At 41.0% G+C, this 25,038-nt stretch carries 23 protein-coding genes and 1 other RNA gene (1 of these 24 running past the window's edge); 13 read left to right on the forward strand and 11 right to left on the reverse strand.

The features are described 5' to 3' along the window. On the forward strand, positions 1-540 hold the 3' portion of the coding sequence (locus tag FHG67_RS08110; RefSeq protein ID WP_061230904.1) for an enoyl-CoA hydratase-related protein. Its footprint begins 234 nt before the window's first position; 540 of the gene's 774 nt are visible here — the last part of the coding sequence; its start codon lies off the left edge, out of view; it ends in the stop codon at positions 538-540. A gap of 1,075 nt (positions 541-1,615) precedes the next feature. Continuing rightward, entirely contained in the window at positions 1,616-2,161 is a 546-nt protein-coding gene (locus FHG67_RS08120) for a DUF192 domain-containing protein (protein WP_004495409.1), read from the forward strand. Positions 2,162-2,191: 30 nt separating this feature from the next. On the opposite strand, the gene FHG67_RS08125 is transcribed toward FHG67_RS08120, so the two are convergent. Then, positions 2,192-2,797 carry a DUF3332 domain-containing protein gene (locus FHG67_RS08125; RefSeq protein WP_002556510.1) on the reverse strand — a complete coding sequence of 202 codons (606 nt, stop codon included), beginning with the start codon at positions 2,795-2,797 and terminating at the stop codon, positions 2,192-2,194. Positions 2,798-2,962: 165 nt separating this feature from the next. Here FHG67_RS08125 and FHG67_RS08130 point away from each other — a divergent pair, with 165 nt between their 5' ends. The 4 genes from FHG67_RS08130 to FHG67_RS08145 all read left to right on the forward strand — a co-directional run bounded on the left by FHG67_RS08130 (position 2,963) and on the right by FHG67_RS08145 (position 6,163). Continuing rightward, positions 2,963-4,417 carry an MBOAT family O-acyltransferase gene (locus FHG67_RS08130; RefSeq protein WP_004495410.1) on the forward strand — a complete coding sequence of 485 codons (1,455 nt, stop codon included), beginning with the start codon at positions 2,963-2,965 and terminating at the stop codon, positions 4,415-4,417. A gap of 130 nt (positions 4,418-4,547) precedes the next feature. After that, on the forward strand, positions 4,548-4,907 hold the full coding sequence (locus FHG67_RS08135) for a PilZ domain-containing protein (RefSeq protein WP_026054498.1): 360 nt from the start codon (positions 4,548-4,550) through the stop codon (positions 4,905-4,907). 63 nt (positions 4,908-4,970) lie between these two features. After that, complete coding sequence (locus FHG67_RS08140) at positions 4,971-5,594, forward strand: RNA polymerase sigma factor (protein ID WP_002556497.1); 624 nt, start codon at positions 4,971-4,973, stop codon at positions 5,592-5,594. A gap of 5 nt (positions 5,595-5,599) precedes the next feature. Beyond that, the gene (locus FHG67_RS08145) at positions 5,600-6,163 is read left to right on the forward strand and encodes an LIMLP_12425 family protein (protein ID WP_002556506.1); all 564 of its coding nucleotides are present in this window, start codon (positions 5,600-5,602) and stop codon (positions 6,161-6,163) included. 112 nt (positions 6,164-6,275) lie between these two features. Here FHG67_RS08145 and FHG67_RS08150 read toward each other — a convergent pair whose 3' ends face one another. The 3 genes from FHG67_RS08150 to FHG67_RS08160 form a co-directional block, all read right to left on the reverse strand. Further along, a complete protein-coding gene (locus FHG67_RS08150) occupies positions 6,276-7,217 on the reverse strand; it encodes a tetratricopeptide repeat protein (RefSeq protein ID WP_061230905.1) in 942 nt (313 codons plus the stop codon). Between the two features lie 64 nt (positions 7,218-7,281). Further along, positions 7,282-7,569 carry a ribosome hibernation-promoting factor, HPF/YfiA family gene (gene hpf, locus FHG67_RS08155; protein WP_002556490.1) on the reverse strand — a complete coding sequence of 96 codons (288 nt, stop codon included), beginning with the start codon at positions 7,567-7,569 and terminating at the stop codon, positions 7,282-7,284. Between the two features lie 185 nt (positions 7,570-7,754). After that, complete coding sequence (locus tag FHG67_RS08160; protein WP_002556493.1) at positions 7,755-8,204, reverse strand: tetratricopeptide repeat protein; 450 nt, start codon at positions 8,202-8,204, stop codon at positions 7,755-7,757. Between the two features lie 127 nt (positions 8,205-8,331). Between FHG67_RS08160 and rnpB the strand changes: the two genes are divergently transcribed. Beyond that, positions 8,332-8,728, forward strand: an RNA gene (gene rnpB / locus FHG67_RS08165) — RNase P RNA component class A. A gap of 238 nt (positions 8,729-8,966) precedes the next feature. Here the strand turns inward: rnpB and FHG67_RS08170 are convergent. Beyond that, complete coding sequence (locus tag FHG67_RS08170; RefSeq protein ID WP_036086916.1) at positions 8,967-9,908, reverse strand: histone deacetylase family protein; 942 nt, start codon at positions 9,906-9,908, stop codon at positions 8,967-8,969. 983 nt (positions 9,909-10,891) lie between these two features. Here FHG67_RS08170 and FHG67_RS08180 point away from each other — a divergent pair. Further along, positions 10,892-12,070: a putative glycoside hydrolase gene (locus FHG67_RS08180; protein WP_004495400.1), complete on the forward strand. Its 1,179-nt coding sequence runs from the start codon at positions 10,892-10,894 to the stop codon at positions 12,068-12,070. Here FHG67_RS08180 and FHG67_RS08185 read toward each other — a convergent pair. Both FHG67_RS08185 and FHG67_RS08190 read right to left on the reverse strand, forming a co-directional pair. Further along, positions 12,065-12,865 (reverse strand): enoyl-CoA hydratase/isomerase family protein, encoded by an 801-nt coding sequence (locus FHG67_RS08185; protein WP_002626824.1) that lies wholly within the window; start codon positions 12,863-12,865, stop codon positions 12,065-12,067. The two genes, FHG67_RS08180 and FHG67_RS08185, sit on opposite strands and share 6 nt — an antisense overlap. Continuing rightward, positions 12,865-13,392, reverse strand: coding sequence for a hypothetical protein (locus FHG67_RS08190; RefSeq protein WP_002626822.1), 528 nt, complete (start codon positions 13,390-13,392; stop codon positions 12,865-12,867). The genes FHG67_RS08185 and FHG67_RS08190 overlap by 1 nt, the downstream gene beginning before the upstream one ends. 350 nt (positions 13,393-13,742) lie before the next feature. Between FHG67_RS08190 and FHG67_RS08200 the strand changes: the two genes are divergently transcribed. Further along, on the forward strand, positions 13,743-15,029 hold the full coding sequence (locus tag FHG67_RS08200; RefSeq protein ID WP_002626820.1) for a DUF1577 domain-containing protein: 1,287 nt from the start codon (positions 13,743-13,745) through the stop codon (positions 15,027-15,029). 915 nt (positions 15,030-15,944) lie between these two features. Here FHG67_RS08200 and FHG67_RS08205 read toward each other — a convergent pair. The 3 genes from FHG67_RS08205 to FHG67_RS08215 all read right to left on the reverse strand — a co-directional run bounded on the left by FHG67_RS08205 (position 15,945) and on the right by FHG67_RS08215 (position 19,477). Continuing rightward, positions 15,945-17,150 (reverse strand): tetratricopeptide repeat protein, encoded by a 1,206-nt coding sequence (locus tag FHG67_RS08205; RefSeq protein WP_004500298.1) that lies wholly within the window; start codon positions 17,148-17,150, stop codon positions 15,945-15,947. Between the two features lie 242 nt (positions 17,151-17,392). After that, positions 17,393-18,088, reverse strand: a complete 696-nt coding sequence (gene mtnC, locus FHG67_RS08210; RefSeq protein WP_004495436.1) for an acireductone synthase — start codon at positions 18,086-18,088, stop codon at positions 17,393-17,395. Continuing rightward, a complete protein-coding gene (locus FHG67_RS08215; protein WP_004500258.1) occupies positions 18,089-19,477 on the reverse strand; it encodes an MFS transporter in 1,389 nt (462 codons plus the stop codon). A gap of 265 nt (positions 19,478-19,742) precedes the next feature. Here FHG67_RS08215 and FHG67_RS08220 point away from each other — a divergent pair, with 265 nt between their 5' ends. Beyond that, positions 19,743-20,693 carry an alpha/beta hydrolase gene (locus FHG67_RS08220; protein WP_004495392.1) on the forward strand — a complete coding sequence of 317 codons (951 nt, stop codon included), beginning with the start codon at positions 19,743-19,745 and terminating at the stop codon, positions 20,691-20,693. 230 nt (positions 20,694-20,923) lie between these two features. Here the strand turns inward: FHG67_RS08220 and FHG67_RS08225 are convergent, their stop codons facing one another. After that, positions 20,924-21,922, reverse strand: a complete 999-nt coding sequence (locus FHG67_RS08225; RefSeq protein ID WP_016759601.1) for a hypothetical protein — start codon at positions 21,920-21,922, stop codon at positions 20,924-20,926. Between the two features lie 126 nt (positions 21,923-22,048). Between FHG67_RS08225 and FHG67_RS08230 the strand changes: the two genes are divergently transcribed. The 3 genes from FHG67_RS08230 (at position 22,049) to FHG67_RS08240 (ending at position 25,034) form a co-directional block, all read left to right on the forward strand. Further along, positions 22,049-23,137 carry an endonuclease/exonuclease/phosphatase family protein gene (locus tag FHG67_RS08230; protein ID WP_004500338.1) on the forward strand — a complete coding sequence of 363 codons (1,089 nt, stop codon included), beginning with the start codon at positions 22,049-22,051 and terminating at the stop codon, positions 23,135-23,137. Between the two features lie 352 nt (positions 23,138-23,489). Next, positions 23,490-23,948 carry a VOC family protein gene (locus tag FHG67_RS08235; protein WP_002619019.1) on the forward strand — a complete coding sequence of 153 codons (459 nt, stop codon included), beginning with the start codon at positions 23,490-23,492 and terminating at the stop codon, positions 23,946-23,948. A gap of 289 nt (positions 23,949-24,237) precedes the next feature. Further along, a protein-coding gene (locus FHG67_RS08240) for an IS5 family transposase (RefSeq protein WP_415857783.1) occupies positions 24,238-25,034 on the forward strand; the annotation gives its coding sequence in 2 pieces (ribosomal slippage) (positions 24,238-24,583 and positions 24,583-25,034; 798 coding nt in all). Positions 25,035-25,038: the final 4 nt, after the last annotated feature.

Here is a 25,038-nt window from a genome sequence, read left to right on the forward strand (position 1 = left end):
GAAGAATTTTCCAAGTTGGGAAATGCGGTATTCCAAAAATTGCATCAATCCAGAATCGTTTCGATCGCAGCGATCAATGGTTTTTCCCTCGGTGGGGGAATGGAACTTGCCCTTGCGTGCGATATACGAGTCGGATCGGAAAAGGCGAAGTTGGGATTGCCCGAGGTTTCCTTAGGATTGATTCCCGGTTTCGGAGGAACACAAAGACTTGCGAGATTGATCGGTTATGCACGTGCGATCGAACTCGTGGTTACCGGCGATATGATCACCGCCGAAGAGGGATATAGAATCGGGATTCTTAATAAACTTGTAAAAGAAGGAGAGGATCTATTATCTTTTTCTAAAGCGATTGCGGATTCCATTCTGAAAAAAGGACCTCAGGCGATCGAAAGAGTCAAAAGAACGATCCAACAGGGATTGGATGTTACTTTGAAAGACGGGATTTCCATCGAAGAAAAAGCGTTTGGCGCATGTTTTGACGGAGGACAATCCAAAGAGGGGATGACTGCATTTTTGGAAAAAAGGCCGCCTCGATTTTAGTAGGACTTTACACCACTACTCATCTCTACATAATAGAGTGTCCAAAATTCTGCGCCTAAACGCGGGATTTGTGCTCAAATGAACGATACTCTATTTTATTGGGATCGGTAATGCCTAACGCTAAACCGGTAATGAGATCTCCTTTCGATCGTAGATCGAAAGGACCGACTTCTTTGTGACTACGCTTCGCTCCGTCACTGCGTCATAACTAACCCCACAAATTAAGAAGGCTTTTGGAATAATAAGAGTCAAAGACTGATATTTTTCAAGTGTTCCGACAAGAATGAGACTTTTTACTTGCAAGAAGTATGATTTTCTGATAGAGAAAAACCTTCCCGAGCCTTTCCACCTATTTCGCGGCCCGTAGAAACATAAGAGAGAGCGAAATAAAGTTTATTCGCCCCACCACCCAAAATTAGGGAAACTCGGGCACAACGTTTCCTAACCTCAGTAAACACCTTCCTATGGGTCGGTGTTTAGGGCTCGTTGAAGGAACGTAAGCGCAGAGTTTTCCTAAACTCAAATCTCGCTCCCGAAGGATCGCGAGATAGGTCGCTCTGAAGGAACTCAGACGCAGAGCTTTCCTAGGGGCCGCTCTGCGGGACGTAAGTTTCACTGTCGTAATTCCGACAGATTTATCTTCGGGTCCAATTACTTGTGGGGTTGGTTATGCACTGCGTGAGCACTTCGATCTCCGGCGCGTCTCAAGGTAGAGTTCGTTTCTTTTTTACATGTTTTCTTATTTCGATGGTATTGGATTGGCATGGGAAAGTTCAATCTCTTCTCTGCACTCCTATGGTACTAAAAAAAGAGTTGTTGAAAAATTAATTTCCTATCCATTTCTGCTTCATTGAAATGGACGTTTGAAGCCGTTTTGTTAATCCGAATCATAGAATTTTTCAACAACTCTAAAGAGTATCTGATTCTTTCGAAAGGCTTCAAAACTGCTTTCCCAAAGCGATTTTTTCTACAATAACCTGAAGAAATATAGTTTAAAAGGAAAGCTCGATGTTGCTTCGGCAACGTAGGTCGTTATTACTAGTAACTGCCTCAACTGTTCAAAGGAAAAATAACAATGCTCGCACCCAAATTCAAAGTTTTATTTACAGCGTGCCCCAAAATCCCAGTTTACTTTGTCAGAAAGATCAAGCTGGTAACTCAATGTCTCGCTTCTATTGGCGCTCGACGGGTTCTGATACTCAGTTTTATTTTTGGAGTTTCATACAACGTTTCTCCTAGGGAACTCGAAAGAATTACGATTTATGTGGATGAGCATCCGCTTCTCGTAGAAATCGCAAATACGCCTGCGGACCGTGCCAGGGGTTTGATGTATCGAAAGTCTATGGGTGAAAATGAAGGAATGCTTTTTGTTTTCGCAAAACCGGAATATTTGAGTTTTTGGATGAAGAATACTCGGATCCCTTTAAGCATCGCGTATTTCAATCAGGATAGAAGAATCACGGATGTGCACGATATGAAGCCCAATCAAACGACCGAATTGTATCATTCAAGCGAAAAGGCTTTGTATGCTTTGGAAGTAAATCAGGGTTGGTTTTCTAAAAGAAAAATCGGCAAATACGGAGTGTTAAAAATTCCGGATCGAGTGAGAGCGGTTCAGTAATCGGGGGAATTCCCCGATTACTAAGATATATTAAAGAGATTCGGAAACTAGTTTCGCTTCCAGGTCGGTTAACGTTTTTGTATCGACTACTCTGCTGGACTTCAGTTTGCCTTGTTCCGCCATTTTCAGGATCGTTTTAGATCCAATGGTTTCGGAAGAAATTACGACCTCTTCTAATTTGCCGTTTTTTTGCGCGAAAAATTTTCCGGGTTCGGCGCGAAAAACGATCAGGTTTTGATAATCTCCTTCTTTTTCGAGTTGGATATCCAATCTTTTCCCAAAATCGGAATAACTCAATAAAAGTTTTTCTCCGTTTTCCTCGTAGGTCTTAACGTATTTTCCGTTTTCGTCGTATTCGTTATAGCCCACCGGGTTGCTTCCTGACCAGAATTCGATTAGGTTAAAGAGAATTAAATCGAAGAAAAATCCGATCCCATAAAGAATACTGAAAGGAAAATACATTACGAGAGTCTTAATGAGCTTCGCCAATAAGCCACTGCCGATATTAAAACTGTCGTTTACTTCGTACACTTTTTTAACGATTGCAAACTTACCGAAACAGTTTGCAAAAGAAACGAGAAAAATCATCGGTGCAAGAATCGCTACGACCGTTTTACGAAATTTGTTTTGTTGCATGAAAGGACAACTCCTTGATCGAATTTTTGAAAATTGAATCGCTTCCGGGAAATTATGCAAGGTTTTTCTTTTTTCAAAGAGTAAATTCGAGTTTGAGTGAGAGGCATAATTCCTTGACCGGATCTAGGTTTTAAAAAAGATAGAAGGAGATCGGGAGCGAAAGGTTTGCTTTTTCCAACTTTAGAATTTTTCGTATTTTTTATCTTCGTATTCCTGGTTTATTGGTATTTGATTCCCTACTTTTTCGGAAACGATACGAAAGCTCTCTCTTTCACTCATTTTTTTTTGCTAGTCGTCAGCTATTATTTTTACATGAGTTGGGACTGGAGATTCGGCGGTTTGATATTACTTTCTACCGTGATCGATTTTGTTCTCGCCGCGAAGATCGATTCTTCTCGGGATCAAAGGACCAGATTCGCGCTGATCACAGTCAGTTTGGTTTTGAATCTCGTCTTTATATTGGGTTTTTTCAAATATTATAATTTCTTTGCGGACTCCATCAATTTATTTCTCGGGCATTTCGGAGTAAAAAATGCGCTTCCGATTTTACACGTTATTCTTCCCGTGGGAATCTCCTTTTATACGTTTCAATCTTTGAGTTACACGATCGACGTGTATCGAAGGCAAATTCTTCCCGAAAAAAGTTTTTTACGATTTGCATTGTTCGTTTCTTTTTTCCCTCAACTTGTAGCGGGGCCGATCGTGACGGCCAAAACCTTTTTACCTCAATTGGACACGGCTAAAAATTTAACGGAGATTCGATTTAGAAAGGCGATCCGTTATTTCATCCTGGGTTATATCAAGAAAGTTGTGCTTTCGGATAACGCGGCTCCGATCATCGAAAAAATCTTCGGTCATCCAGAAAACTACGGAACGGTCGCGCTTTGGTTAGGGGCTACTTTATTCCTCATACAAATTTACTGCGATTTCAGCGGTTATACGGATATGGCTTACGCATCCGCGTTGTTGTTAGGCTACGAGTTACCGGAGAATTTCCGAATGCCTTTTATTGCAAGAAGCGTTACGGAGCATTGGAGAAGATGGCATATCACTCTTTCCACTTGGCTTAGGGATTATGTGTATATTTCCTTGGGAGGAAATAGAGCGGGGGCTTTTCGCCATAGATTCAATCTTTGGTTTACGATGTTTATAGCCGGTTTTTGGCATGGGGCGGCTTGGACGTTTATCATCTGGGGAAGTTGTCAGGGGACGATTTTACTTTTGGAAGCTCTTTATGGAAGTTTAAAGGAAAAATATTTTCGAGATTTTCGGATACTTCCGGATAAAATATTGGCGCCTATTCAAATCATTCTTACCTGTTTCGTGTCGGTAGCCGTAGGAACTTGGTTTCGCGCCGAGTCGTTTACGAAAGGCTGGACCATGTTGAAAAAGATGTTCATTTACACGGAAGGAGGTTTGCGTCCTTATATGCTGAAGACTGGAATTCCGGTTATCCTTTGTGTGATTGCTGGTCAGTGGCTTGGTTATTTCATCTTCGAAAAAAAGAGGGAATGGAATCCGCCCGTATGGTTCGAGTTCTCGTCTTATCCGATCATCGCGGTGATTTTGGCACTTTTGACCCCGGATTTGGAACTGCCGTTTATCTATTTTCAATTTTAATTATAGAAAGAATTTCGGTTAATAAGGATTATACTAATGCGAACTATGTCTGAAGGAAAATCGATTTAAAAAGGATCGGGACAAAATCTTTCTGGACAAACATTTGTTTCGCTTCGACTCTGATCCGGATATGTTTGGCAATCCGGACGAACAACCGAGAAGTCGTAGATACTATCCGGGTATTTATGCCGATTATATCATACAAATCGAATTCGGTTTAATTACACTTCATGCGGAACTCGTTAACATTTCCGAGACTGGAATTTGTATCATCTTAAACGGAGAGGATTTGGACGTTACGGAGCCGGTTTACGGTTCCGTAATAGAAAAGGAATCGGGAAAACGTCTTGAATTCGAGGGTGATATCGTATGGGCTGGTCCGGAAGTGATCGATCATAAGACAAGATTTGCCTATGGGCTCAGATTTCGTGTGCCTATGGTTTTGACGGAATCTTTGGTTTTGATCAATCTTTCTTTGCAAGATCCCTAATTCTGTCCTATCTATCCTAAGTTTCCGGATTGCCATATCCGCTTTCTTTGGGATCTTTGAATCATGGATTCATCTTCTACAAAGATAGAGCGGAAACAAATCATTCCTAAAAAACCGACCTTAAGAGAGATTGAAATCGGTCTTCTCAGAAAGATCAAAGAAGGGGACGACGAGGCTTATATTCAACTCGTCAATCCGTTTCGGGAGAGGCTCTATCGCAAAGCGGTTTCGATGGTGAAGGATGGAGACGATGCGGAGGATATCGTTCAAGACGCGCTCATCTCCGGATATAGATCGATTCGTAACTTTCGTGCGGATTCTGGAGTTTACACCTGGCTTTATCGAATCGTAGTCAATAAATCCAAGGACATGTTAGCGAAACGGAAACGAGCTAAAGAGAATTCTATGGATGATAAGGAATACCAGGTAACGGATGATCGGGTAGGATTCGAAAAAAAAGTTGAACTTAGTGATGAGTCCAACTATCTAATTAGCAAAATCAACGACTTGGAAGATCTCTATAAAGAGGTGATTGAACTTAGATACTTCGAGGAAATGTCTTACGCGCAGATCGCCGAAGTTCTGGGAACCAACGTGGGAACCGTAAAGAGTAGGCTCTTTAAGGCGAAAGAATTCCTGAAACATTTGATCTTACAAGACGGCAAGGGTGAAGGATACTTTAGGTAAGAAAGATGGAACGTTTACAGTCAAAATTCAAAATTCCGCTTTTTCTTCGAAAGGAAGACGGAGATTTACTTAAGATTGAAAATTCGCTCGTGAAAACGATGTCCGAACTCAGGGACAAAGAGTTACGTAGTATTAACTTGAGCGAGGAGTTTTCGATCCGATTGAAAAATCAACTCAAAGCAATTCGGCCCGAGCCCAAAAAAGGATGGGAAAGAATCCGGGAAAACATCCTCGCCAATCGTGGTTTACAATTTTCCTTTTCAGCCGTTTTGATAACTGCAATCGTATTCGTAACTTATAATCGAATTCAAAGTCCCGACGTTCCCAATTTATCCGAAAGATCCGGTACCATATTCGAGCAATCTTCAACGGGAGATTTTCAGGACATTCCTTCTTCCGGTAAATTCCGATCCGAATCGGACAAAGTTCTTCTTAGGCAAATTCCTTCCACTGCGGAAGCCAGAAAAACGATCGATTCTCTCCGAAAATATTTTTCTGAAAGAGGAGATTTGGGAATTGCGGAAGAATTGGATCGAATTCTCGAACAAACCCAGGGAAATAATCCTTAACTTTACGCTCAAGTTTTTAGGGCAAAGTCGTCCTTGTCCCGTTAACCGAAAGTGGAAGTTCCTATAGGAATCGAATGAACCAAAAACGGTGTGCAAATAGGATAGAAACTTTCTATTTCTTAATACCGCTTTGTCTTCTTTGAAAAAAGCCCGGGTCTACTGAGTCCAGGATCTTCTTGGATTCTTGGTAGATTTCGCCGTATTGCATTCCTCTGTAAACGTCCAGAAGCAGACAAGCATGTTGTAAGATTCTACAACGAATCTTAAAGTCATAGAGATCTTTTCTAGAATTCAAAGTGTCTTTCAAACGGATTAGATTTTGATAATATCCTAGAATTTCTTTTTCGGAATAATTCCTGGTTTCCTCGAAAATTCCCTGTTCCGCCAAAACGACCGGAAGAACTTCTTTCAGGTCAGATTCTTCTTGATAAGAACTTTTTAGTTTTTCGATCCAGGAAAAGATCGGCTCCGATTTCAAAATCGCCAGAGGCGCAGCGGAAGGGTCCTTTAAAAAAGCTTCTCGAAAAAGAAGGATGGCTCTTCTTTCCTCGCCGGTTTGAAAAAAGGATTCCGCTTTCAAGTAAAGGAACTCGGGGGAATTCCTTTCCACGGAAGAAGAATAATTTAAAATTTCGATCGCATTTCGATAATCTCTAAAGCGAATGAGTTCGCGTATTAGACCCAACAGTGCGGAGGGATCTTGAAAGTGAAGACCTTCCCTTTGAACCGAGATTTTCAACTGACCGACAGCTTCTGCTAAAACCGATTCGGAAACGGCGCGAAAGGAAGAGGTTCCAGTGAATTTTCTCAATTCGAACGCGTTTTGAAATTTAGAAAAATATTGAACGAGAAGATGGCTTCTTTCTCTTCCTTCTTTCGTGTTGTGAATTCGATCTATGCGGTTGTCCCAGTAAGAGGAGACGAAATAACCGGCGATTACCTCCGGATTTTCCGGGTCTTCTCCGAGAAGGAAATCGAAAACTTTTTTTGCCTTATCGAAATCTCCGTTTGAAAGGTATTGGTTTGCTTCTTCGAGTTTTCTGAGAAAGGACATTTGAGGATTGGTTCTTTAGCTTAAGTCCGGTGGAGAATTCCACCGGGCGGAATGCCGAAATCGGTCAGTGATTCGCTTTTTTGTCGTGATGTTTACTCACTTGTTTGACGATTTTGTCTTCCAAACCGTCGATACAAGCGTAGATATCCTTGCTTGAATTCTGTGCGTTGAATTTGTTACCGTCTCCGTGTAAATTCAGGTTTGCAGTGACTTCTCCGTGGATCATTTCAAAAGAGATTTCGAAGGACTGAACCGCATGAAGATATTTTGAAACTCGATCCAACTTGCTGTTTGCGTATTTTTCGGCTGCTTTGGAATGATCGACGTTTTTCCAGTTATAATTTATTTTCATAGGCTGCTCCGAATTGTTATTGTACCGGATAAATTGAAGGGCGACGGGGTCCAAGATCCGGAATTTCAGGTTAGTCTTGAAAGAGGAAGAGTCAAATCAAAAAAAGCCCGCCCTTTTTAGGTGGCGGGTAAGTAAGTTAGAACTAGAGATGGGATAAATTCACGAGGTTTGAGCGAGGGGAAGAATCACTCCGCTTTTGCAACGCTTTCCATATGGATGGAGCATGCTTCTTGATATTTTTTATAAGCTTCTTCTTCCGCATTCAGAGCGGAATCGATGTCTCCGATTTTCTGATAGATCGAAATTACATTTTTAATGTTCTCAAGGGCTCGGCAGGACTTTCCTTGGCGGAACTCGGAAATGGATTTGAGATAAAGAACCAGAGCGTAACCGGAAGATTCTTTTTCTCCCATTTGCTCGCGGACTGTTAGAGATTGGTTGTAAAGATCGATTGCAGAGTTGTAGTCTCTTACTTTTTGTTTGAGGCTTCCCAAAGCGCTTAACTTATTTGCGAGCTGGATTTCATTCTCAGGTGTGAATTTATTCAGTTCCTCTTCTACCTTTTCGGCTTCTGGAATTGCGTAAAGTCCTGTAAAAATGCTTAAAAAGAGGGCAATTGTCGCAAACTTGTTCATCTTATCACCTCAACTCCAGTCTTCTTGCATAAATATATGCAAGTGGCGTACCAAATTTTTAGGAGGTTCTGAGATTCTTTCTTTTTTTTCTCGTTTTGCTGAGCCTTCGCAAAATAGTCGAAATCAAACATTCTGCTGGATGATCGCGCTGCTTTTGGGAAACCAAGAGGGTGAGGAAAGTCCGGACACCAGGAAACACGGGACCGGGTAATTCCCGGAATTTTTTCTTTGAGAGAAATTTTAGAGAAAGAATATGGAAAGTGCAACAGAAAGGATACCGCCTCGTCGGAGAAATTCGGCGCGGTAAGGGTGAAATGGCGGGGTAAGAGCCCACCTTCGATTTCGAGAGAGATCGGGAACGGTAAACCCTCCCGGGTGCAATCTCAAATAGGCAGCCTTTTTGCCGTTTCCGCAGGGCTGCGGGTAGAGAGCAAAGACTCCGATCGGTAACTTTCGGAGCAAGATAAATGATCATCCATCTCTTCAGGAGAGGACAGAATCCGGCTTACAGGCAGAATGTTGGTATTTCGGTTTTAAAATCTCGTTTTCGTTTTGATCAATTTTTGTGTTTAGAATTTATTAGGGGACTTCTGTGGGAACTCCAGCGTTTTGCTAGAAATATGTTGAATAGAGTCGTTGAAAAATTAATTTCTCTATCCATTTCTGCTTCATTGAAATGGCGTTTGAAGCGGTTTTGTTAATCTGAATCATGGAATTTTTCAACGACTCTAATGATTGTAGTTGAATTTCTTTTGAGGTTTTTTAAGAAAAAAAATTGAAAACCGCTACATGAGCTTCTACGGATTCCGATAAAGCGGTTAAATTATAACCGCCTTCTAAAAAGGATAATACTTTACCTCCGCAGATTTTGTCGGCACTTTCTAAAACGATTTTAGTTAAGTCTTCAAACCCTTTAGTTGTGATATTCATTCCTCCCAGAGGATCTTCCTTGTGCGCGTCAAAACCCGCGGATATTAATACGACATCCGGTCCGAAATGCTCCATTGTAGGAATTACGACTTCTTTGAATTTTTGAATATAGGCTTGGCTGTCGGAATTCGCTTGCATCGGAATATTTTTTGTAGTCTCAATACCTTCGTTTTTTCCGGTTTCACTGGAAAGGCCGGTCATAGGGTAAAATGGAAATTGATGAATCGATAGGTAGAAAACATTTGGATCTTGGTAAAAAATTTCTTGGGTTCCATTTCCATGATGAACATCCCAGTCGATAATAAAGATTTTCTTGAATCCATTCTTCTGTAAATACCGAGCGGTAATGGCAACGTTGTTTAACATACAAAAACCCATGATTCGATTGTGTTCCGCATGATGACCTGGAGGTCTAAGAAGCGAAAAACCGTTTTTGATTGTTCCTGAAAGTAAGGCGTCTGCAAGGGTTATTCCGGAGTTTGCGGCGGAATAAGCGGCAATCCACGATTTTTCCGTGAAAGGGGTATCGGAATCAAAGTAACCTCTTTTTCCTTTTGAACGTTCAATTTTTTGAAGATGAGTACTGGAGTGAATTTCATGGAAGAACTCACTGGGAACCTTCTTCATTTCGGGGAAGAATAAAGAATTAAAATAACTGGTTTGACGTAACTTATTAATACATACAAGTAGTCTATCGGAACTTTCATAGTGTGGAATTTTTGGATCCGCGTTATGATAAAGAAAATCTTCTGAGTAAATGAAACCTGTCTTCATTTTCATTCCTATCACTTCGTTCAATATCTCTATTCGCCTAACGTAATAAACTTTTCGACCTGAGGATCTTAGAACTCATAAGGCGATATTGTCGCCCCGCTTTTTAATCGCTCAATGACTCGGCGCCGGGTCTTATCGTATTTGATTTCAACGACAAACTCGTTAGCTTGCTCTCGGTCGTGTGCTGCAAGCATTAGGAGCGCGTTTTTTATACCTCGCTGCGCTCGCCAACTGGGGCCCTGGTTCGACGTATCGAGGGATACCGCGAATGATTCGTGTCTGGTATTTGAGGCCGAGAGCGAACGCTGCTTGGAGTAATAACAGGAGCGCTTGTACACGGCTTCCTCGGTTCTCTATTCGAGTGGAAAGTGAGAATGCCTCTTCAACTTCGGCTGCAGCCAGCTTATATTGTGCCCGTTGGATTAGAACGGCAATCGGCCAGGCCGAACTTGCACATACGGCATATGGATCGTCCTGAGACTTCGCGGTTTGGAGCGATTCTTTTAGTACCTTTATTGATTTTGCGTCCGGCCGCATATGCTTTGCAACATGCGATAGGGCCTGCGTGCGATACCATGGAGCGTCGATCCGTTTTGCTCGCTCATATGCAGCTTCCGGGTCTGTCGTGGCCAAGCGGGCAACCTGATCACGCAAGCTAGCGTTAGACATATTTGTCCTCGTATAGAGAATTAAGTTTTCAAAGGCCTTTCTGAACACATACAGGCGGTACCAAATCCGCAAGAGAAAAACCAAAAATTTTAATAAAAAATGCCATATTTAAATTTGAACTGTTTTTTAGTTGAATGTAATGAATTCCGACATTTATTAAAGAACGGAGTGTTTATTACTGATCCCTATAAAATAGAATATCGTTAATTTGAGCACAAATTCTGCATTAGGCGCAGGGATTTTGGACACTATTATATAGAGATGAGTAACTTACAACTTACCGCAAGACTATAAGGTTTCGTATTTTTTATACTGTGAATAAAATTATCATATTCATTCTTACTTTTTTTCTATGGGCCTCTTCTTTGTTTCCTGATTTTGATTTTCCTTTTCCTGTAAGAAACACTCAGAAGAATTCGACTCAAACGACTTCTTCCGAGTCTCGAAATATAAAAACCGAATCTTCCGAAGTTCGAAAAAAAAACGAGAGTGATAAACCAGCTATAAAGATAAAAGCGGAAGCGCCTACGGTTCGGTTGAAAACGCAAATTTTCAAACCTGATCAAAGTATGGACACAAAGGTGGAAGCCGTGGCGACTCAGGATAAAGAAAGTTCTTTGAGGAGTTCCGAACTACAAACGACTTCTAACATAAAAGTTCCGGAATTTTCAAGAGGGATCTATATTTCGCAAAGAACCTTGAAGAAAACAAAAGAATTTTACGATCTCAGGAAAAAAGGGAAACAATACGGAGTTAACTTTCTTGTAATTGATATTCAACCCTCGGCTCCGTCGAAGGAAACTGTGGAAACTTTGATAGCCGAAGGTTTCTATCCTGTTGCCAGAGTCGTAAATTTTGACGGAGGGCTTCCGACCGAAAAGCCGTCTAATCAAAGGGTCGCTTCGATACACAAATCGATTCGGTCCGCTTGTAAATCTGGTTTTCCAGAAATTCAATTGGATTATATTCGTTATGCGGATAACCTTCGATTGAAACTAACTTACGAAACAAGGTATAAAAATATTGCCGCAATTATTAAGGATATCAGAAAGGAAACTCTCGAATGCGAGAACCTTCCCTATCTTGGGGCCGATATTTTTGGCCGCATTCCATTCAACGAAAACGATATGATCGGACAAAAAGTGGAAGTGTTCGCTCAGGTTGTAGACGTTCTTTATCCGATGCTTTATCCGTCGCATTTTTACGGTATGCCGACAAGAATCAAAAATCCCTATCAAACGGTATATGACGGAACGATTCTTACCATTAAAAGATCTCTGAAGACAACGAGAGTCGTTCCGTACATTCAAGGATTTAATATGTCCGTAGGGAAGTCCGGACTCTCGCTTTCGGATTATATCAAAGCGCAGATAAAGGCCAGCTACGATAGTGGAGGGAACGGCTTTGTGGTCTGGAACGCTTGGAACGACTATGAGTCTACCTTCCAAGCGTTAAAGGACTACGATAAGGAAACAAAAGAAAACCGATTATAGCCCTTTGAAGATCGGTTTTCTCTTTTGTTCGATTGCTTTGATCGTTTCTTTGAAATCGGCGGAGATGAAATTTCTCGCTTGAGACTCTGCTTCTTTTCTAAGGGCGGTTTCTAATTTTTCCCTGTCGTAAGTGTTCTTCTTTAATTCGCTGAGAGCCAAAGGCGCACTTTCGGACAATGCGATTGCGATTTCAGTCGCTCTTCCCAAGACTTCCTTTTGTGGAACCGAGTCATTGCAAAGCCCAAGTCGGAATGCCTCTTCTCCATTTAAGGTTTCCGCTAAAAATAAAAGCCGATTTGCAATGTGAGTTCCAAATAATTCCTTCACGGTATAACTGGAGCCCATACCCGGATGGATTCCAAGTTTAACAAAGTTGAATTGATATTTAGCCTCATTGGCAAAAACCCGGATATCACACGCGAAGGCAAGTGAAAGCCCGGCTCCGATTGCGTGACCGTTTGCGGCACAGATTACCGGAATGTCCAAACGTCTTACGGATAAGAAAAGATTATAAAATTCGAACATTGTTTTTTTGTTCGTTTCATAGTCTTTGTTTGAAAACGATTTCAATAATTCGAAATTACCGCCTGCGGAAAAGATATCATTCTTTCCGGTTAAAATAACGACCCTCGGTCTGTTCTTTTCAGTTGTTTCTATCAACCCATCGATGATTTTTTTGAATTCCAAACCCATTTCCCTGGTCATAGAATTTCTGGTTTCAGGGTTATTGAAGCTTAACTTTAAGATCTTGTTTCCGGAACCTAGATCGATTGTGTCTTGGTCGATGAATCCCATTAAACTGCCTTTTTCTCCAGCTCGAAACTTTCATACCAGATTCGGTCGGATACGGTCAACGGTTTTTCCCCAATTCCCATCTGAGTGTAATATTCGAGAAGGACTTCCAGATGAACCGCTTCCTGGTCCTCTAACGTCCAGAAGGTGGAATCAATGGATTTTGAAATAAGCGCCTGTCCTCTGACCGAATCTTGAAAATATTTCGGCTTGCCTGAAAAAATCAAGTGAGCGGAAATAAGATCGAATCGAATCGTTTCCAGGATTTTTTTGAATTCGATCTCCGACTTATCGAAATATCTGGATGCAATTTCGGTTTGAAAATAATCTCCCCAGGTTAGGATATCCGGTTCCACTCCGGTTCTTTCTTTAATTTGCGCGATTTTGTCTTCTTCAATAAAAGGAGTGGTCGCAAATCTATCAACAAGTTCCTTCAGAGCGATCAGATCTAGGATTTTTCCGGTTGATAGCTGCCCTTGTTTCATCATATCGAACAATTCCGGGTTGAGTTCCGACTTTTTTATATCCATACATTCTTTTTCGGGTCATTCCCAAAGCTTCCCGTGGATTTTTTCTAGGTATATCTCAAAAACTCTTTTTTCTAAGGATAGATTGCTGTTATTCAAAGTCATTCTTCAGGTAGACCGAAATGTACTTTCTTTCCGGAAAGTTCTGTTTTTTACACGGTTACTGGGTTGAACTGTAAATTGAAATGCGCCGTGTTTTCGGTTGAATGTAAAAAAAATTAATGGGACTTTATGTCTCTCATTGCCGATCCGGGAGCAGATTTAAGAAATGGGCTCTCAATCTTTGTAACTGAATTTCGACCCTTGAAAAACCGATATTCAAGATGGAAGTTTCCCTTTAACAAAATAAACGTATGGCAGTCGGAAGATCGGACAGTTTACAGGAACTCATCACAATTCTGGAAACGATGTTCGGAGAAACGATCATCGGAACCGACATCAATCTCGTAAAGCATCTATTCTATTATCTTAAAGCGGACGGAGTGGAATTCCCGTTTGACTATGACGGACAAAGATTTTTCGCAATCGTAGAAAACATAGAAGAGACGACCGTAGATCTAAGAATTCCAGGCGCAACGCAAGGATTGACTTTAAGGGCGAAAATCAGTTTTGAAATCATGAATATTCTCTATCAATTCGAAGTCGTAATTCTCGAATTTTTAGAGGAGTCGATCGTTCAAATTCGGATTCCGTCGGAACTCCAAGCCGCTTCTTTTAGAAAAAACATCCGGGTCGCGGTCGACGATCTGTTTATGAATTACGTGATACTTTTCAGGTCGCTTTCCGGCGGCGGAAGGGAGATCGGCAGAAATATTCAAGTCGAACAGAGATTTAATAATCTCATGCGCGAAATCAAAAAAGATAATCCCGATCTGAGATTGGTTAATATTATAATTTCAGAATATATTTCGAATGTTTCGAAGGGATACGAGGTCGTGTTTTTTTCGCAGAACCGGGAAGAAACCTTTTTAGATTCCTTTATTCGGAGGAATGATCGACCTCTATTTATCCCCGATACGTCCTTAATCATCAATTATATCCGTGAAAACGAGGATTCCGAATCGATTGCCGGAAATTATCGCGAAGAATATATTCGAATGGTTCTTGAAAACGGACAGGACTACGCGGATAAATTTTTTAGGGAGCTGCAAAAAAAGGAAATCAGAGAGTTCGTGATCTCTTATCTCGTCCTGCCGATCCGATTGTTCAACGACGTTGTGGGTTATGTTCGTGTTTATACTTCGGCTATGGATCGTTACTCGATCACTCCCTCTCAAGTGGGTTATTTGATTGAGCTTACGGAAATTTTCAGTTATTCTATGACCAAAATTTTCATTCGGGAAGACAATTTCAGACACACGAAGGCCGGGACTCGTGTTGTAGATATCAGTATAAACGGACTTTTATTCGAGATCGAAGAGAAAAGGATATTTCAGTATTTAAAAAAACATAATATTATAAAAATGTTTGTTCCGGTTTCGGAGAAGACGCTGATTCTGAGAGGGGAAGTTGTCCGATATATCGTCGTCGAAGATGGCAAATATCATCTCGGTGTGAACTTTTTCGACTCCAACCCGGATGATATGTTGATTCTTCAAAAATATATCTTTATGAGAATGGGACGCGTCCTTTCCGAATAGACGTTACTGATCTCTCTATAATGGAATTCCCGAGATTCCGCCTTTAAACGGGGATTTGCGCTAAAACTGACGATACTCTTTTAACGTGAATTCGGTATAACAAAATGCGAAAGCGATTCTATGTTTTGACCTGGCTGCCGATCCATAGAGAGGCAGCCGCTGAGTTAATGCCGATCCATAGAGAGGCAGCCGCTGAGTTAATGCCGATCCATAGAGAGGCAGCCGCTGAGTTAATGCCGATCCATAGAGAGGCAGCCGCTGAGTTAATGCCGATCCATAGAGCCATAGAGAGGCAGCCGCTGAGTTAATGCCGATCCATAGAGAGGCAGCCGCTGAGTTAATGCCGATCCATAGAGAGGCAGCCGCTGAGTTAATGCCGATCCATAGAGAGGCAGCCGCTGAGTTAATGCCGATCCATAGAGAGGCATTCGCTGAGTTAATGCCGATCCATAGAGAGGCATAACGTTATCCACAAATACTTGGATCCGAAAATAAATCTGTCGGAATTCCGACAAATCTTCTGTGAAACTTAGTTCCCACCCTTATTTTTGGGTGGTGGGTGATGAGCGACCCGTAGGGAGCAAATCATTGAGCCTGGAGGCGGGAAGGTTCGGAAGATTTTTCTCTATCAGAAAATCATACTTTTTGCAAGTAAAAAGTCTCATTCTTGTCGGAACACTTGAAAAATATCAGTTTTTGATCCTTATTATACCAAAAGCCTTCTTAATTTATGGGTAAGGTTATGATAGAGAGGCATTCGCTGAGTTTCCTGGGTCGTTCGATGGATTGATCGTTTCTGAATTCAATGTCTCACTCCCTATGGGTCGTTCGACAGGTCGCGAGGTGCGACGACTTATAAGGAGTCGTTGCACTTTAGTTTTTTATTCGCCCAAACTTTCAACCTTCGAACTCACGTTAATTTATGGATTTCAAAACGTACGGATCTCCCGGAATGGAAGCGGGTTTGAAAGTTTTATATTTTTCTAAAGAATCCGCGAACTTATTCTTCAGAATTTCGACTTCTTCTGATTCCCCCAAACCGCTTTGGCCCGTTTCGGAAGTCAATTCGCCGATCTTATCCAGATAAAGTTTACACGCTAAAAGATATGTTCTATAATCGGAGGGGTTGAGTTTATTCGTATCCTTAACAAGTTTTTCGGAAATTTCGAAATATGCGTCCGATCTTTTTCGATTTGCGGAAGCCTGAGTTTTGTCGGATTTGGATTTTTCCCTATAGAGATAATAGTAGGTTAAAGCGGAATTAATGAGAAGTTCTGGATCCGATCCGGTCAGTTTGAATGCTTCCTGAATGACCTCCATCGATTTGGAAAGAACGGACTGATTCTTAAAGCCTTCCGTTTCGTATTTACGGTTGAGGTAGTCTATGTATTCCGTATAAAATTCGAGTTCTTCCTGCGAGTTCGCGAATCGTTTCCGATTTTTCCAAGCCATCGAAAATTCCGATCCGGCCGATATATACGCTTCCCCCGTTTTTTTATAGAGAAGCCCTAAACGGAAATGGCCCATCGGCGAGGAAGGGTCCAAGCTGATCGTATGTTTGTAGGCGCGGATCGATTCCGCGATTTCGTTTCTGGAAAAATGGTAGTCTCCTTTTTTTCTTTCGACGATCGCTGGTTCTATTTTTTCCGAAACCAAAGGAGCCGCTACCATGAGATTTTTATCTTTTACGAGCCCGAGATTTCCGATCCCCCTCGCTCTTTTACCGATAAAAGAAGTTTGAAAGATAGACTTGATCTCGATCTGCGCGACGATGTTTCCGTTTTTGTAATTTTTATGATCAAAATCTTTTTCAATAAGATATAAGGTTTGTCCGACTCTAAGTCCGGGATCGAAATTGATTTTGATCGTAACCAAGTCGGCTCTCGTATCGACTCCGATGTTGAGGTATTTGTTTTTTCCTTCTTCTTCGATCGGTTTCACTTTATCATAAAGTACGGTCTCGCCCACGAGAATCATCTTTTCTTTTTCAGGTTTGCCCGGTTCTCGGAAGGCGTAGACGAGTTCTCTTGAGTCTGCTTTCCCGAAGGATGAGGTAAGAAGAAGGATTGAAAAAAAGATTCGAAACGGTCTCACCTTATAAGAATCGGTCGATTTTTCCATCTTGCTTCGAAAAAAGACGAGTATTACTCATCCTTATAAAATAGAATACCGTTCATTTGAGCGCAAATCCCGCGTTTAGACGCAGAATTTTGGACACTCTATTTTATAGAGATGAGTAAAATGTTTTGGAATCGATTCGAAAATGATTTTTTGGAAATTATTTTAAAAACATCTTAGAATCGGCGTTTAAACAAAGATAAGGTATTTTTGAGACGGCGTATTTCGTATTTTTATATTGAATTTTAAGGATTGAAATCTTCGAAAGAAGAAATTTTAGGATGGGAATGTTTCGGTTGTGGATAATTCCCGGGACGTTCTAGTAAAGTCGTTTTAAATTCCGCGTTTCTTGCGGCGTCGGCTTCTTCCTTGATATCGGTGAAAAATAAGATTTTTTCCGGTGCGATTCCCAGTTGTTCCGCGATTTTTGAATAACTCGCGGATTCCCTTTTCCCTCCAATTCCAGTATCGAAGTAAGCGGAAAAATATCCGGTCAAATCCCCCAAGTCCGAATATTTAAAAATTAATTTCTGAGCTTGAATGCTTCCGGAGGAATATACGGCCGATTTCTTTTTGGCGGATTGAATTCTTTTTAAAAACGAAGGAACATCCGTGAATAGGGAGCTTTTCAGTTCCCCGTTTTCGTAACCGTGCTTCCAAATTCTTCCTTGAATTTCTTTGAGAGGCCCGCTCTTCCGGTCTACGGAAACGAGATATTTGCAATAGTCGCTCAAATGTTGAGGAGAATCCGTTAGCTGTCCCGAATACGTGGAATCACGTTTTCCTTCTTCGAGTAATTTCTCGATCCATTCTCTCTCAAGAGATTTCGATCGAAAAAAAGTTTCGAACTTCCCGATAGAATACGGAAAGAGAATTTTATGAACGAATTCGATGGGAGTTGTGGTCCCCTCGATGTCGAATAGATAGATTTCGAAGTCCAATTAGGTCGCCCCTTTGATTTTTTCGGCTTCAGAAGCCAGATAATCATGCACGTTTTTTTCGTCCTTTTCAAAATTTTTCAATACAATCAGCCAGAAAAAGGCGCAGGGAATCCAAAAAAGAACAGAGATGGAAAGCCCTAAAGAACGGTCTTGCGGAGTCAGACCCAAAATCACCGCGCTCATCGCCGGTCCGAGTCCCTTTCCTAAGTCGTCGGTGAGATTATAGAGGGCGAACATACTACTTCTGTTTTTTGGAATATTCACATTCATTAATGTAGCTCTCACGTTCGGTCCGGTGACGGATATGATAAAACCCGTGACGATGTTGATTACGATAAAAAGCCCTGAATTTGCGATGTTCTCCGCTTTTAAAAGATAGATACAGGGTAAAACTCCGATCAATATGCTGGACATGCAAAAAATGGGAAGATATCGTTTGTTATAGTTGTATATTTTTTGTCCTATGACTCCTCCTAAAAATGTTCCGGCAAACACACCGATCGCCGCATAAGTGAGAAGCATCGTAGCCGTCGTTTTGTCTAGATGATAGGAAGTTTCGTAATAATCCACCAAGAATACGAAAAAAACTCCCCAGGGAACGCAACCCGGAATTCCCTGAAGAAAAATTCCTATGTTCGTTTTGTTTCTGAAAAGGAGTCTAACGTCGCTCCAACGAAGATGAAAACTTTCTTCCGGGAATTTCTCCGCGATTCCATACCATTCCGATTCCCCTCCGCCTCGGATCGGTTCCTTACAGAAGATCCAATAAATGATCGCGAAAAAGAAAGAAGGAATGGAAAGGTAGATAAAACTCGTTCTCCAACCGTTGATCGGATCGGCGTTTCCTAAAACTCCTCCGAGAAGTTGACCTACCCCGAGACCGATTCCCATCGAAAGAGAAACATAAGCGGCGGCTGTGGATCTGGATTTGTCCGAAAAATAATCTCCGAGTACCGTAAAAAGAAGCGGAAATATTCCTCCAAGACCGAATCCGGTAAGAGTTCTATAGATTACGAATTCAGAATAGCTGGTCGCGAATCCGGAAAGAAAGCAGGGAATTTCACCTAAAAATACGGAAAAGATGATAAGGGTTTTTCGTGAATATTTTTGGGATAAATAACCCATGCTTACGGAAACGGCTCCGCCTAGGATGAAGAATAGAATCGGGATAATCCCTCCGATATACCAATCTACATCTTTCTGATTATTAAGACCGAAAGAAGCTCCGATGTTTTTTAAGTTAGGCGCGATTAGATTCTGATCCGCGAAAAGAAAAAAAGCCATTCCCATAATCATCCAGAATGCTAAGATCGAGTTCCATCCGTGATTCGCCAATTCTTCCAATCCAAAAAAACGAAGAGTGCTTTTCTTTAAGGGTCTTTTTTCCATATTTTCTCCGGTTCTATATAGTTTGATTTTTTCCTTTTTTAGGAAGCGAATCCAAACAATGAAGAAAGTGAAGTAAAACTCAAGGAAAGTTTGAATTTGATTTTGGAATTCGGTTTTCTTGTTGCAAACCGCACAACGGGACTATGGAGCCGCTTTAAAAAATGATGTCACGATGAAAAAAATCCATTTTTGATCAGTTCTATAATATTTAGTTGACCCGTATCGTTTTAATGATTCTTTTCTTCCAAATAAATCGGTATTAACAATGACCTTTCATCACAAAGAATTTCACATCTTATCCAGTTCCGATAAATCAAAATTGTACTGCCAATCCTGGACGAAGCCAGACTCCAATCGATTGGTGATTTTTCACCACGGCTTCGGAGAACATAGCGGGCGTTATGAAAACTTGCTTCGTTACTTTGTAAGAAGCGATATTAATTTCTATTCTTTCGATATGAGAGGTCACGGTAATTCGGAGGGAAAAAGGGGACATGCGGATTCTTTCGATTTATATGTGAGAGATTTGGCGGATTTCGTTTCCGAGGTTTTCAAAAGAGAGGAAAAGGAGCGTTTTTTTCTTTTGGGACATTCGCTCGGAGGAGCCGTTGCGCTTCGGTATTCTCAGGAGGGAATCAATCAGGATAATATTCTGGGTCTGATTTTAGGCTCTCCCGCGCTGATGGTGAAAGTGGATTTTAAAAAGAAGATTAAAAAATTCGCGGCTGGTTTTTTAAGTAAAATTTCTCCTTCCCTCATCGTGGACGCGGAATTGGATTTTCAATATCTTTCCCACGATCCAGACGTGATCGAGACCTACAAACAGGATCCCCTCGTTCATGGAAAGGTTTCCCTCAGGATGGGAAGCGAACTTTTGGAAATCGGGTCTAAACTGATCAAAAAAGCGAACGTGCTTCGATGTCCGGTTTTGATTCTTCACGGGCAGGAGGACGGGCTTGTGGACGTAAACGGTTCTACGGAACTTTATAAAAATCTAATTTATAGAAACAAAAGAATCAAAATTTATCCCGGACTTTATCACGAGCTGATGAACGAATTTCCGGAACACAGAGATGTAGTGTTGAACGATATCCAAACGTTTTTAGAGACCATTCAGAGAGAAAAGGTGGACTCCGATCCTTCCTTAAAGATAAAAAAGGAAATTCAGACTTCACAGAAAAAGAGAAACGAGAAAAACGCGGTTTCGAATCTTTAACGGTTTCGAATTTTTTATTTGTTCTCGGAAAGGTTTTTGGATGTGAATTTTTAGTATTTGTTTTCGATTTTCGAATATTTTTTGGGAGAAATTCGGGATCTTATCTCAAAGAGAGTCGTCCTAAATCTACCTCCGTTTTTGTTGCGGTTTCGAATGGATTTTTTTTGAAAGTTACGAATGCCGTAACGGATTTGAAGTCCTTTTCAGGTAAGTTTGTAGGAAAAATGACTTTAGTTCTTTCTAAAAACGAAAATGAAAGAAAGAGTAAAAAGAAATCCTAATATAGCTACTAACCCCAATAAAGAGCGTTCCATGGACCAGGTTCCGTTTTCTATTTTCCGATTGATTTTGTCCGTGTCTGTAATCGGCGCTCCGCCCGAGACCGAGATGGAAATTTCGTATTTGGGGGAAGGGTAGTCTACCTTAAACGCTTTCATATCGGAAGGAACGTCTTCTTGAATTCTTTCCTGTTTGGAGGCTCCGATAAAAGAAATTTCCATGTTCTGCGGCTTTGAAAAGACGGCCCTAAAACCTTCTTCTTTTTCGGCAAGCATCCTATCCTTGAACGTGACGGTGGAAAGATTACTAGCGGGAATCGTATAAGAAATTTGTAATTCAGAACTTCCGGGAAGAATCGCTCTATCTAATAACTTTCCGTTTGCGCCGTCCTTGAGTTGAAGGGGGATTGCCATTTTCGATTCTCCCTGAGTCAGCTGTCCGACTACTTCGTTTGCTTCGGAAGGAACGAAAATTTCGAAAGGATTTTGCTCGTCCTGAAAACTTTTAGGAGGAATCGTATTGTTGGATATTAAATAAATCTTAAAGACTCTTAGGAAGTCTCTCCCTCTGGAAATTTGCATGGCGGATCTCGTTCTCACAAAAGATTTTTCCTTGGTCTTTTCATATACGACAATCTCCTGAACTCCGGAACGAAGGACGGGCACGGGAGGAACCATTTTGTTATAATTGATTCCCGCGTATTTTGCTTGAAGAAGAATTGGCGTCCCGTCCGGAACGGAAAGTTTCGGTACGATAAAAGAACCTTTTGAAGGTCCTATTTCTTTAATAGGAATCATCCCTTGTTGAAGGGCTATAATTCGAAGAGATTCGATACTGCCTTCTTTACCGGTGGTTCCGTTTTTGATACGGATCTTAAGTTCGAGTTCTTCCGAATTGACGGATGTTTGCACTAGGAAGATTAGGAATAGAATCGTAAAGAATGTTTTCATCTTCAGCTTTAAGGCCAATTTTATTTCACCCTTTCAAAAAGAAAATCCTTTACACTCGTTTTTCTTTTACTAATTTTATTCTCTTTGAACATATGTCTTTCGTTTGATAGTTCTTTGGAGATAATGATGGGTTGGTTGAAAAAAATCGCGGCTATATTCGGAATTCTTTTCGGTTCCTTTTTGATTTTGATCTATTCGATCACGTATCATCCGGATCAGGCGGAGCCCGCGAATATTCTTTGTAACGAGAACGCTCCGATCTTGAAAGCGGATTCTAAGATCAAACTTTTGGTCTGGAACGTGCAATATCTTGCCGGAAAAAAAAGAGTTTTCTGGTACGATCTACCCGAAGGAGACGGACCGGACGTTGGTCCTTCCCGAGAGGAGATCGAAGAAACTCTTAAAAAAGTAACCGACTATATTCGTTCGGAAAATCCGGATGTGATCCTTTTACAGGAACTTCATGACGGATCTAAAAATACGTTCGAAGAGGATCAACTGGAAAGAGTTCTTTCTCGGATCGGGCCTGCCTATATGTGCAGAAGCGAAGCTTTTTACTGGAAATCTTTTTTCGTTCCACATCCTAAAATTTGGGGCAGTGTGGGGATGAAACTTGCGACGGTGAGTAAATATAAAATTTCCGACGGAATCCGACATTCTTTACCGCCTATGCCCGCAGATCCGATCTCTACCCAATTCAATTTGAAAAGAGCAATTCTTCAAAACGACTTACCGATTGAAGGCGGGGATAAGTTTACCGTGTTGAACACGCACCTCGACGCATTTTCCCAAGGAACGGATACGATGCGCAGACAGGTGGAGACGATTACCGGCCTTTTGAAAGAGCTGGATCTTGCAGGACATTACTGGGTATTGGGAGGGGATTTTAATTTACTTCCTCCCGGGTTCGATCGGAAACTTATGCATCCTAACGGCGCTTTCTTTTATTCGGATGAACAGGAAATCAAACCTCTTTTTGATCGATGGAATTCCGCTGTTCCATTCAATATTTTGAATGGAGCTGAAAAAGAAAAATACTATACGTATTATTCGAACGATCCGGCGATTGGAAAACCGGATCGGACGATCGATTATATCTTTTATTCTTCCAACTTAAAACAAACAGGATATAAAGTGGATCAGGGAGATATACTTTGGACCGTTTCGGATCATTTTCCCCAAATCGGAATATATCAAACACTCCGTAAAGAATGAGATAGTTGGAGCAAAAGCGTAACGTTTTTTCCTACGGAGTGAAAAACATGACGGAGATTTTTTGTAAAGATAAAGATTAACACTCCTATATAAATAACGTGAGTTCGGCGTGAGAAAAAATTTTTCTAAAAGTAGAAATTCCTACAATTTCAGAATTTGTTCGTAAAAATCGGGATTTGCGGGTTCCCGCATTTTAAGAATAGATTTACAAAGTTCAGATTTGAACTTTTTACAGAAAAATGAATATCATGGATTTCTCTACGAACTCACGTTAAATAGAACGTTTACCAATTAGGATTGCCAAACTAAGAAAGGAGAATTCTTTGGATGAAAGAATTCATCGGACACGAACATGAGACCTTTTAAGATATTGGGAATCCAACAAATTGCAGTGGGTGGAGAAGACAAAAAGAAACTCGAAACTTTTTGGGTGGATATCCTCGGACTTGAAAAAACAGGAACGTTTAAAAGCGAAAAAGAAAACGTAGACGAAGATATACTCAGAATGGGCAAGGGGGCTTACGCGGTCGAAGTCGACATTATGCAACCGATTGACTCAAATAAAAGTCCTAAGGTGCACGAACCGAAACTCAATCATATCGGACTTTGGGTGGACGATATTTATAAGGCCGTAGAATGGCTGACCGCAAAAGGGGTTCGTTTTACACCGGGCGGAATCCGTAAAGGCGCCGCGGGATATGACGTATGTTTTATTCATCCGAAAGGAAACGAAGAATTTCCATACTCGTCTGAAGGCGTTCTTGTGGAACTCGTGCAGGCTCCTACAGACGTAATTAAGGCCCTCGGCTGAAATTTAAAACTGTCGTATAAAATACTTTAAATATTCGTTTTTTTGCGGATATGACTGATCCGTATAAAATCATAACCTTACCCACAAATTAGAAGGGTTTTGGAATCAGAAGGATCAAAAACTGATATTTTTCAAGTGTTCCGACAAGAATGAGGCTTTTCACTTGCAAAAAGTATGATTTTGTGGTAAAGAAAAATCTCCCGGGCCTTCCGCCCAAAAATAAGGGTGGGAACTAAGAACCGGTCTCAAAACTCCTTGTACTTTGAGAGTGTAATACTATAATTGTGAAATGGACAAATATTATTCAGAGATTCCCGAGGGACTTTGGAAACAAATAGCCCCTTTGATCCCAAAAGAGAAGTCAAAGCCGAAAGGTGGTCGCAATCGCGTTCCAACAAGAGTCGTAATGGCAGGTATCATCTATCGAATGAAAACAGGCTGTCAGTGGCGTGCAATTCCGAATGACTTTGGATCGGGTCAAACTTGTCACAGAAGATTTCAAGAATGGGAACGAGCGGGAGTATTCAAAAAGATTTATAAATCTATTTTAAAATATTATGATGTGAAGAATAAGATAGCTTGGGATTGGGCTTCGATGGATTCCGCAATGGTCAAGGCTCCCAAAGGGGGAGTTTAACCGGGAAAAATCCTACAGACCGTGCCAAATTGGGAGTTAAACGGCATATTCTTACGGATGGAAACGGAATTCCATTGGCAATTACGTTGAGTGGAGCGAACGTTCATGATAAACGCAATGTAAAAGATACATTGAATTCCATCTTGGTTTTTTCCGGAAGAAAAAGAAAAAAACCAAAACACCTTTGTTTAGATAAAGGTTATGACTTCAAAGATATAGAAGCATTAATCAAAAGAAGAAACATTCGACCTCATATTCGGAAAAAAGGTGAAAAACCTCTTATTGGTAAATACAAAGGAAAACCTAAACGTTGGGTCGTTGAAAGAACAAATAGTTGGCATAATCGATTCAGAGCTATTTTGATTCGCTGGGAAAGAAAAGCAGAAAACTATCTGGCTTCTCTTTATCTTGCAAGCTCAATCATTGTTTTTAACTTTTTTAATAGGTAGTTTT

It is taken from the genome of Leptospira weilii (assembly GCF_006874765.1).
Lineage (GTDB): Bacteria > Spirochaetota > Leptospiria > Leptospirales > Leptospiraceae > Leptospira > Leptospira weilii.

What these genes read in the sequence shown, in the direction of transcription:
- FHG67_RS08220 (WP_004495392.1), top strand. Translation starts at nt 19,743, where the DNA reads ATGACCTTTCATCACAAAGAATTTCACATCTTATCCAGTTCCGATAAA.
- FHG67_RS08190 (WP_002626822.1), bottom strand. Translation starts at nt 13,392, where the DNA reads ATGGATATAAAAAAGTCGGAACTCAACCCGGAATTGTTCGATATGATG.
- FHG67_RS08125 (WP_002556510.1), bottom strand. Translation starts at nt 2,797, where the DNA reads ATGCAACAAAACAAATTTCGTAAAACGGTCGTAGCGATTCTTGCACCG.
- FHG67_RS08225 (WP_016759601.1), bottom strand. Translation starts at nt 21,922, where the DNA reads ATGAAAACATTCTTTACGATTCTATTCCTAATCTTCCTAGTGCAAACA.
- FHG67_RS08235 (WP_002619019.1), top strand. Translation starts at nt 23,490, where the DNA reads ATGAGACCTTTTAAGATATTGGGAATCCAACAAATTGCAGTGGGTGGA.
- FHG67_RS08215 (WP_004500258.1), bottom strand. Translation starts at nt 19,477, where the DNA reads ATGGAAAAAAGACCCTTAAAGAAAAGCACTCTTCGTTTTTTTGGATTG.
- FHG67_RS08120 (WP_004495409.1), top strand. Translation starts at nt 1,616, where the DNA reads ATGCTCGCACCCAAATTCAAAGTTTTATTTACAGCGTGCCCCAAAATC.
- FHG67_RS08140 (WP_002556497.1), top strand. Translation starts at nt 4,971, where the DNA reads ATGGATTCATCTTCTACAAAGATAGAGCGGAAACAAATCATTCCTAAA.
- FHG67_RS08230 (WP_004500338.1), top strand. Translation starts at nt 22,049, where the DNA reads ATGGGTTGGTTGAAAAAAATCGCGGCTATATTCGGAATTCTTTTCGGT.
- FHG67_RS08185 (WP_002626824.1), bottom strand. Translation starts at nt 12,865, where the DNA reads ATGGGATTCATCGACCAAGACACAATCGATCTAGGTTCCGGAAACAAG.
- hpf (WP_002556490.1), bottom strand. Translation starts at nt 7,569, where the DNA reads ATGAAAATAAATTATAACTGGAAAAACGTCGATCATTCCAAAGCAGCC.
- FHG67_RS08160 (WP_002556493.1), bottom strand. Translation starts at nt 8,204, where the DNA reads ATGAACAAGTTTGCGACAATTGCCCTCTTTTTAAGCATTTTTACAGGA.
- FHG67_RS08200 (WP_002626820.1), top strand. Translation starts at nt 13,743, where the DNA reads ATGGCAGTCGGAAGATCGGACAGTTTACAGGAACTCATCACAATTCTG.
- FHG67_RS08145 (WP_002556506.1), top strand. Translation starts at nt 5,600, where the DNA reads ATGGAACGTTTACAGTCAAAATTCAAAATTCCGCTTTTTCTTCGAAAG.
- FHG67_RS08150 (WP_061230905.1), bottom strand. Translation starts at nt 7,217, where the DNA reads ATGTCCTTTCTCAGAAAACTCGAAGAAGCAAACCAATACCTTTCAAAC.
- FHG67_RS08135 (WP_026054498.1), top strand. Translation starts at nt 4,548, where the DNA reads ATGTTTGGCAATCCGGACGAACAACCGAGAAGTCGTAGATACTATCCG.
- FHG67_RS08170 (WP_036086916.1), bottom strand. Translation starts at nt 9,908, where the DNA reads ATGAAGACAGGTTTCATTTACTCAGAAGATTTTCTTTATCATAACGCG.
- FHG67_RS08205 (WP_004500298.1), bottom strand. Translation starts at nt 17,150, where the DNA reads ATGGAAAAATCGACCGATTCTTATAAGGTGAGACCGTTTCGAATCTTT.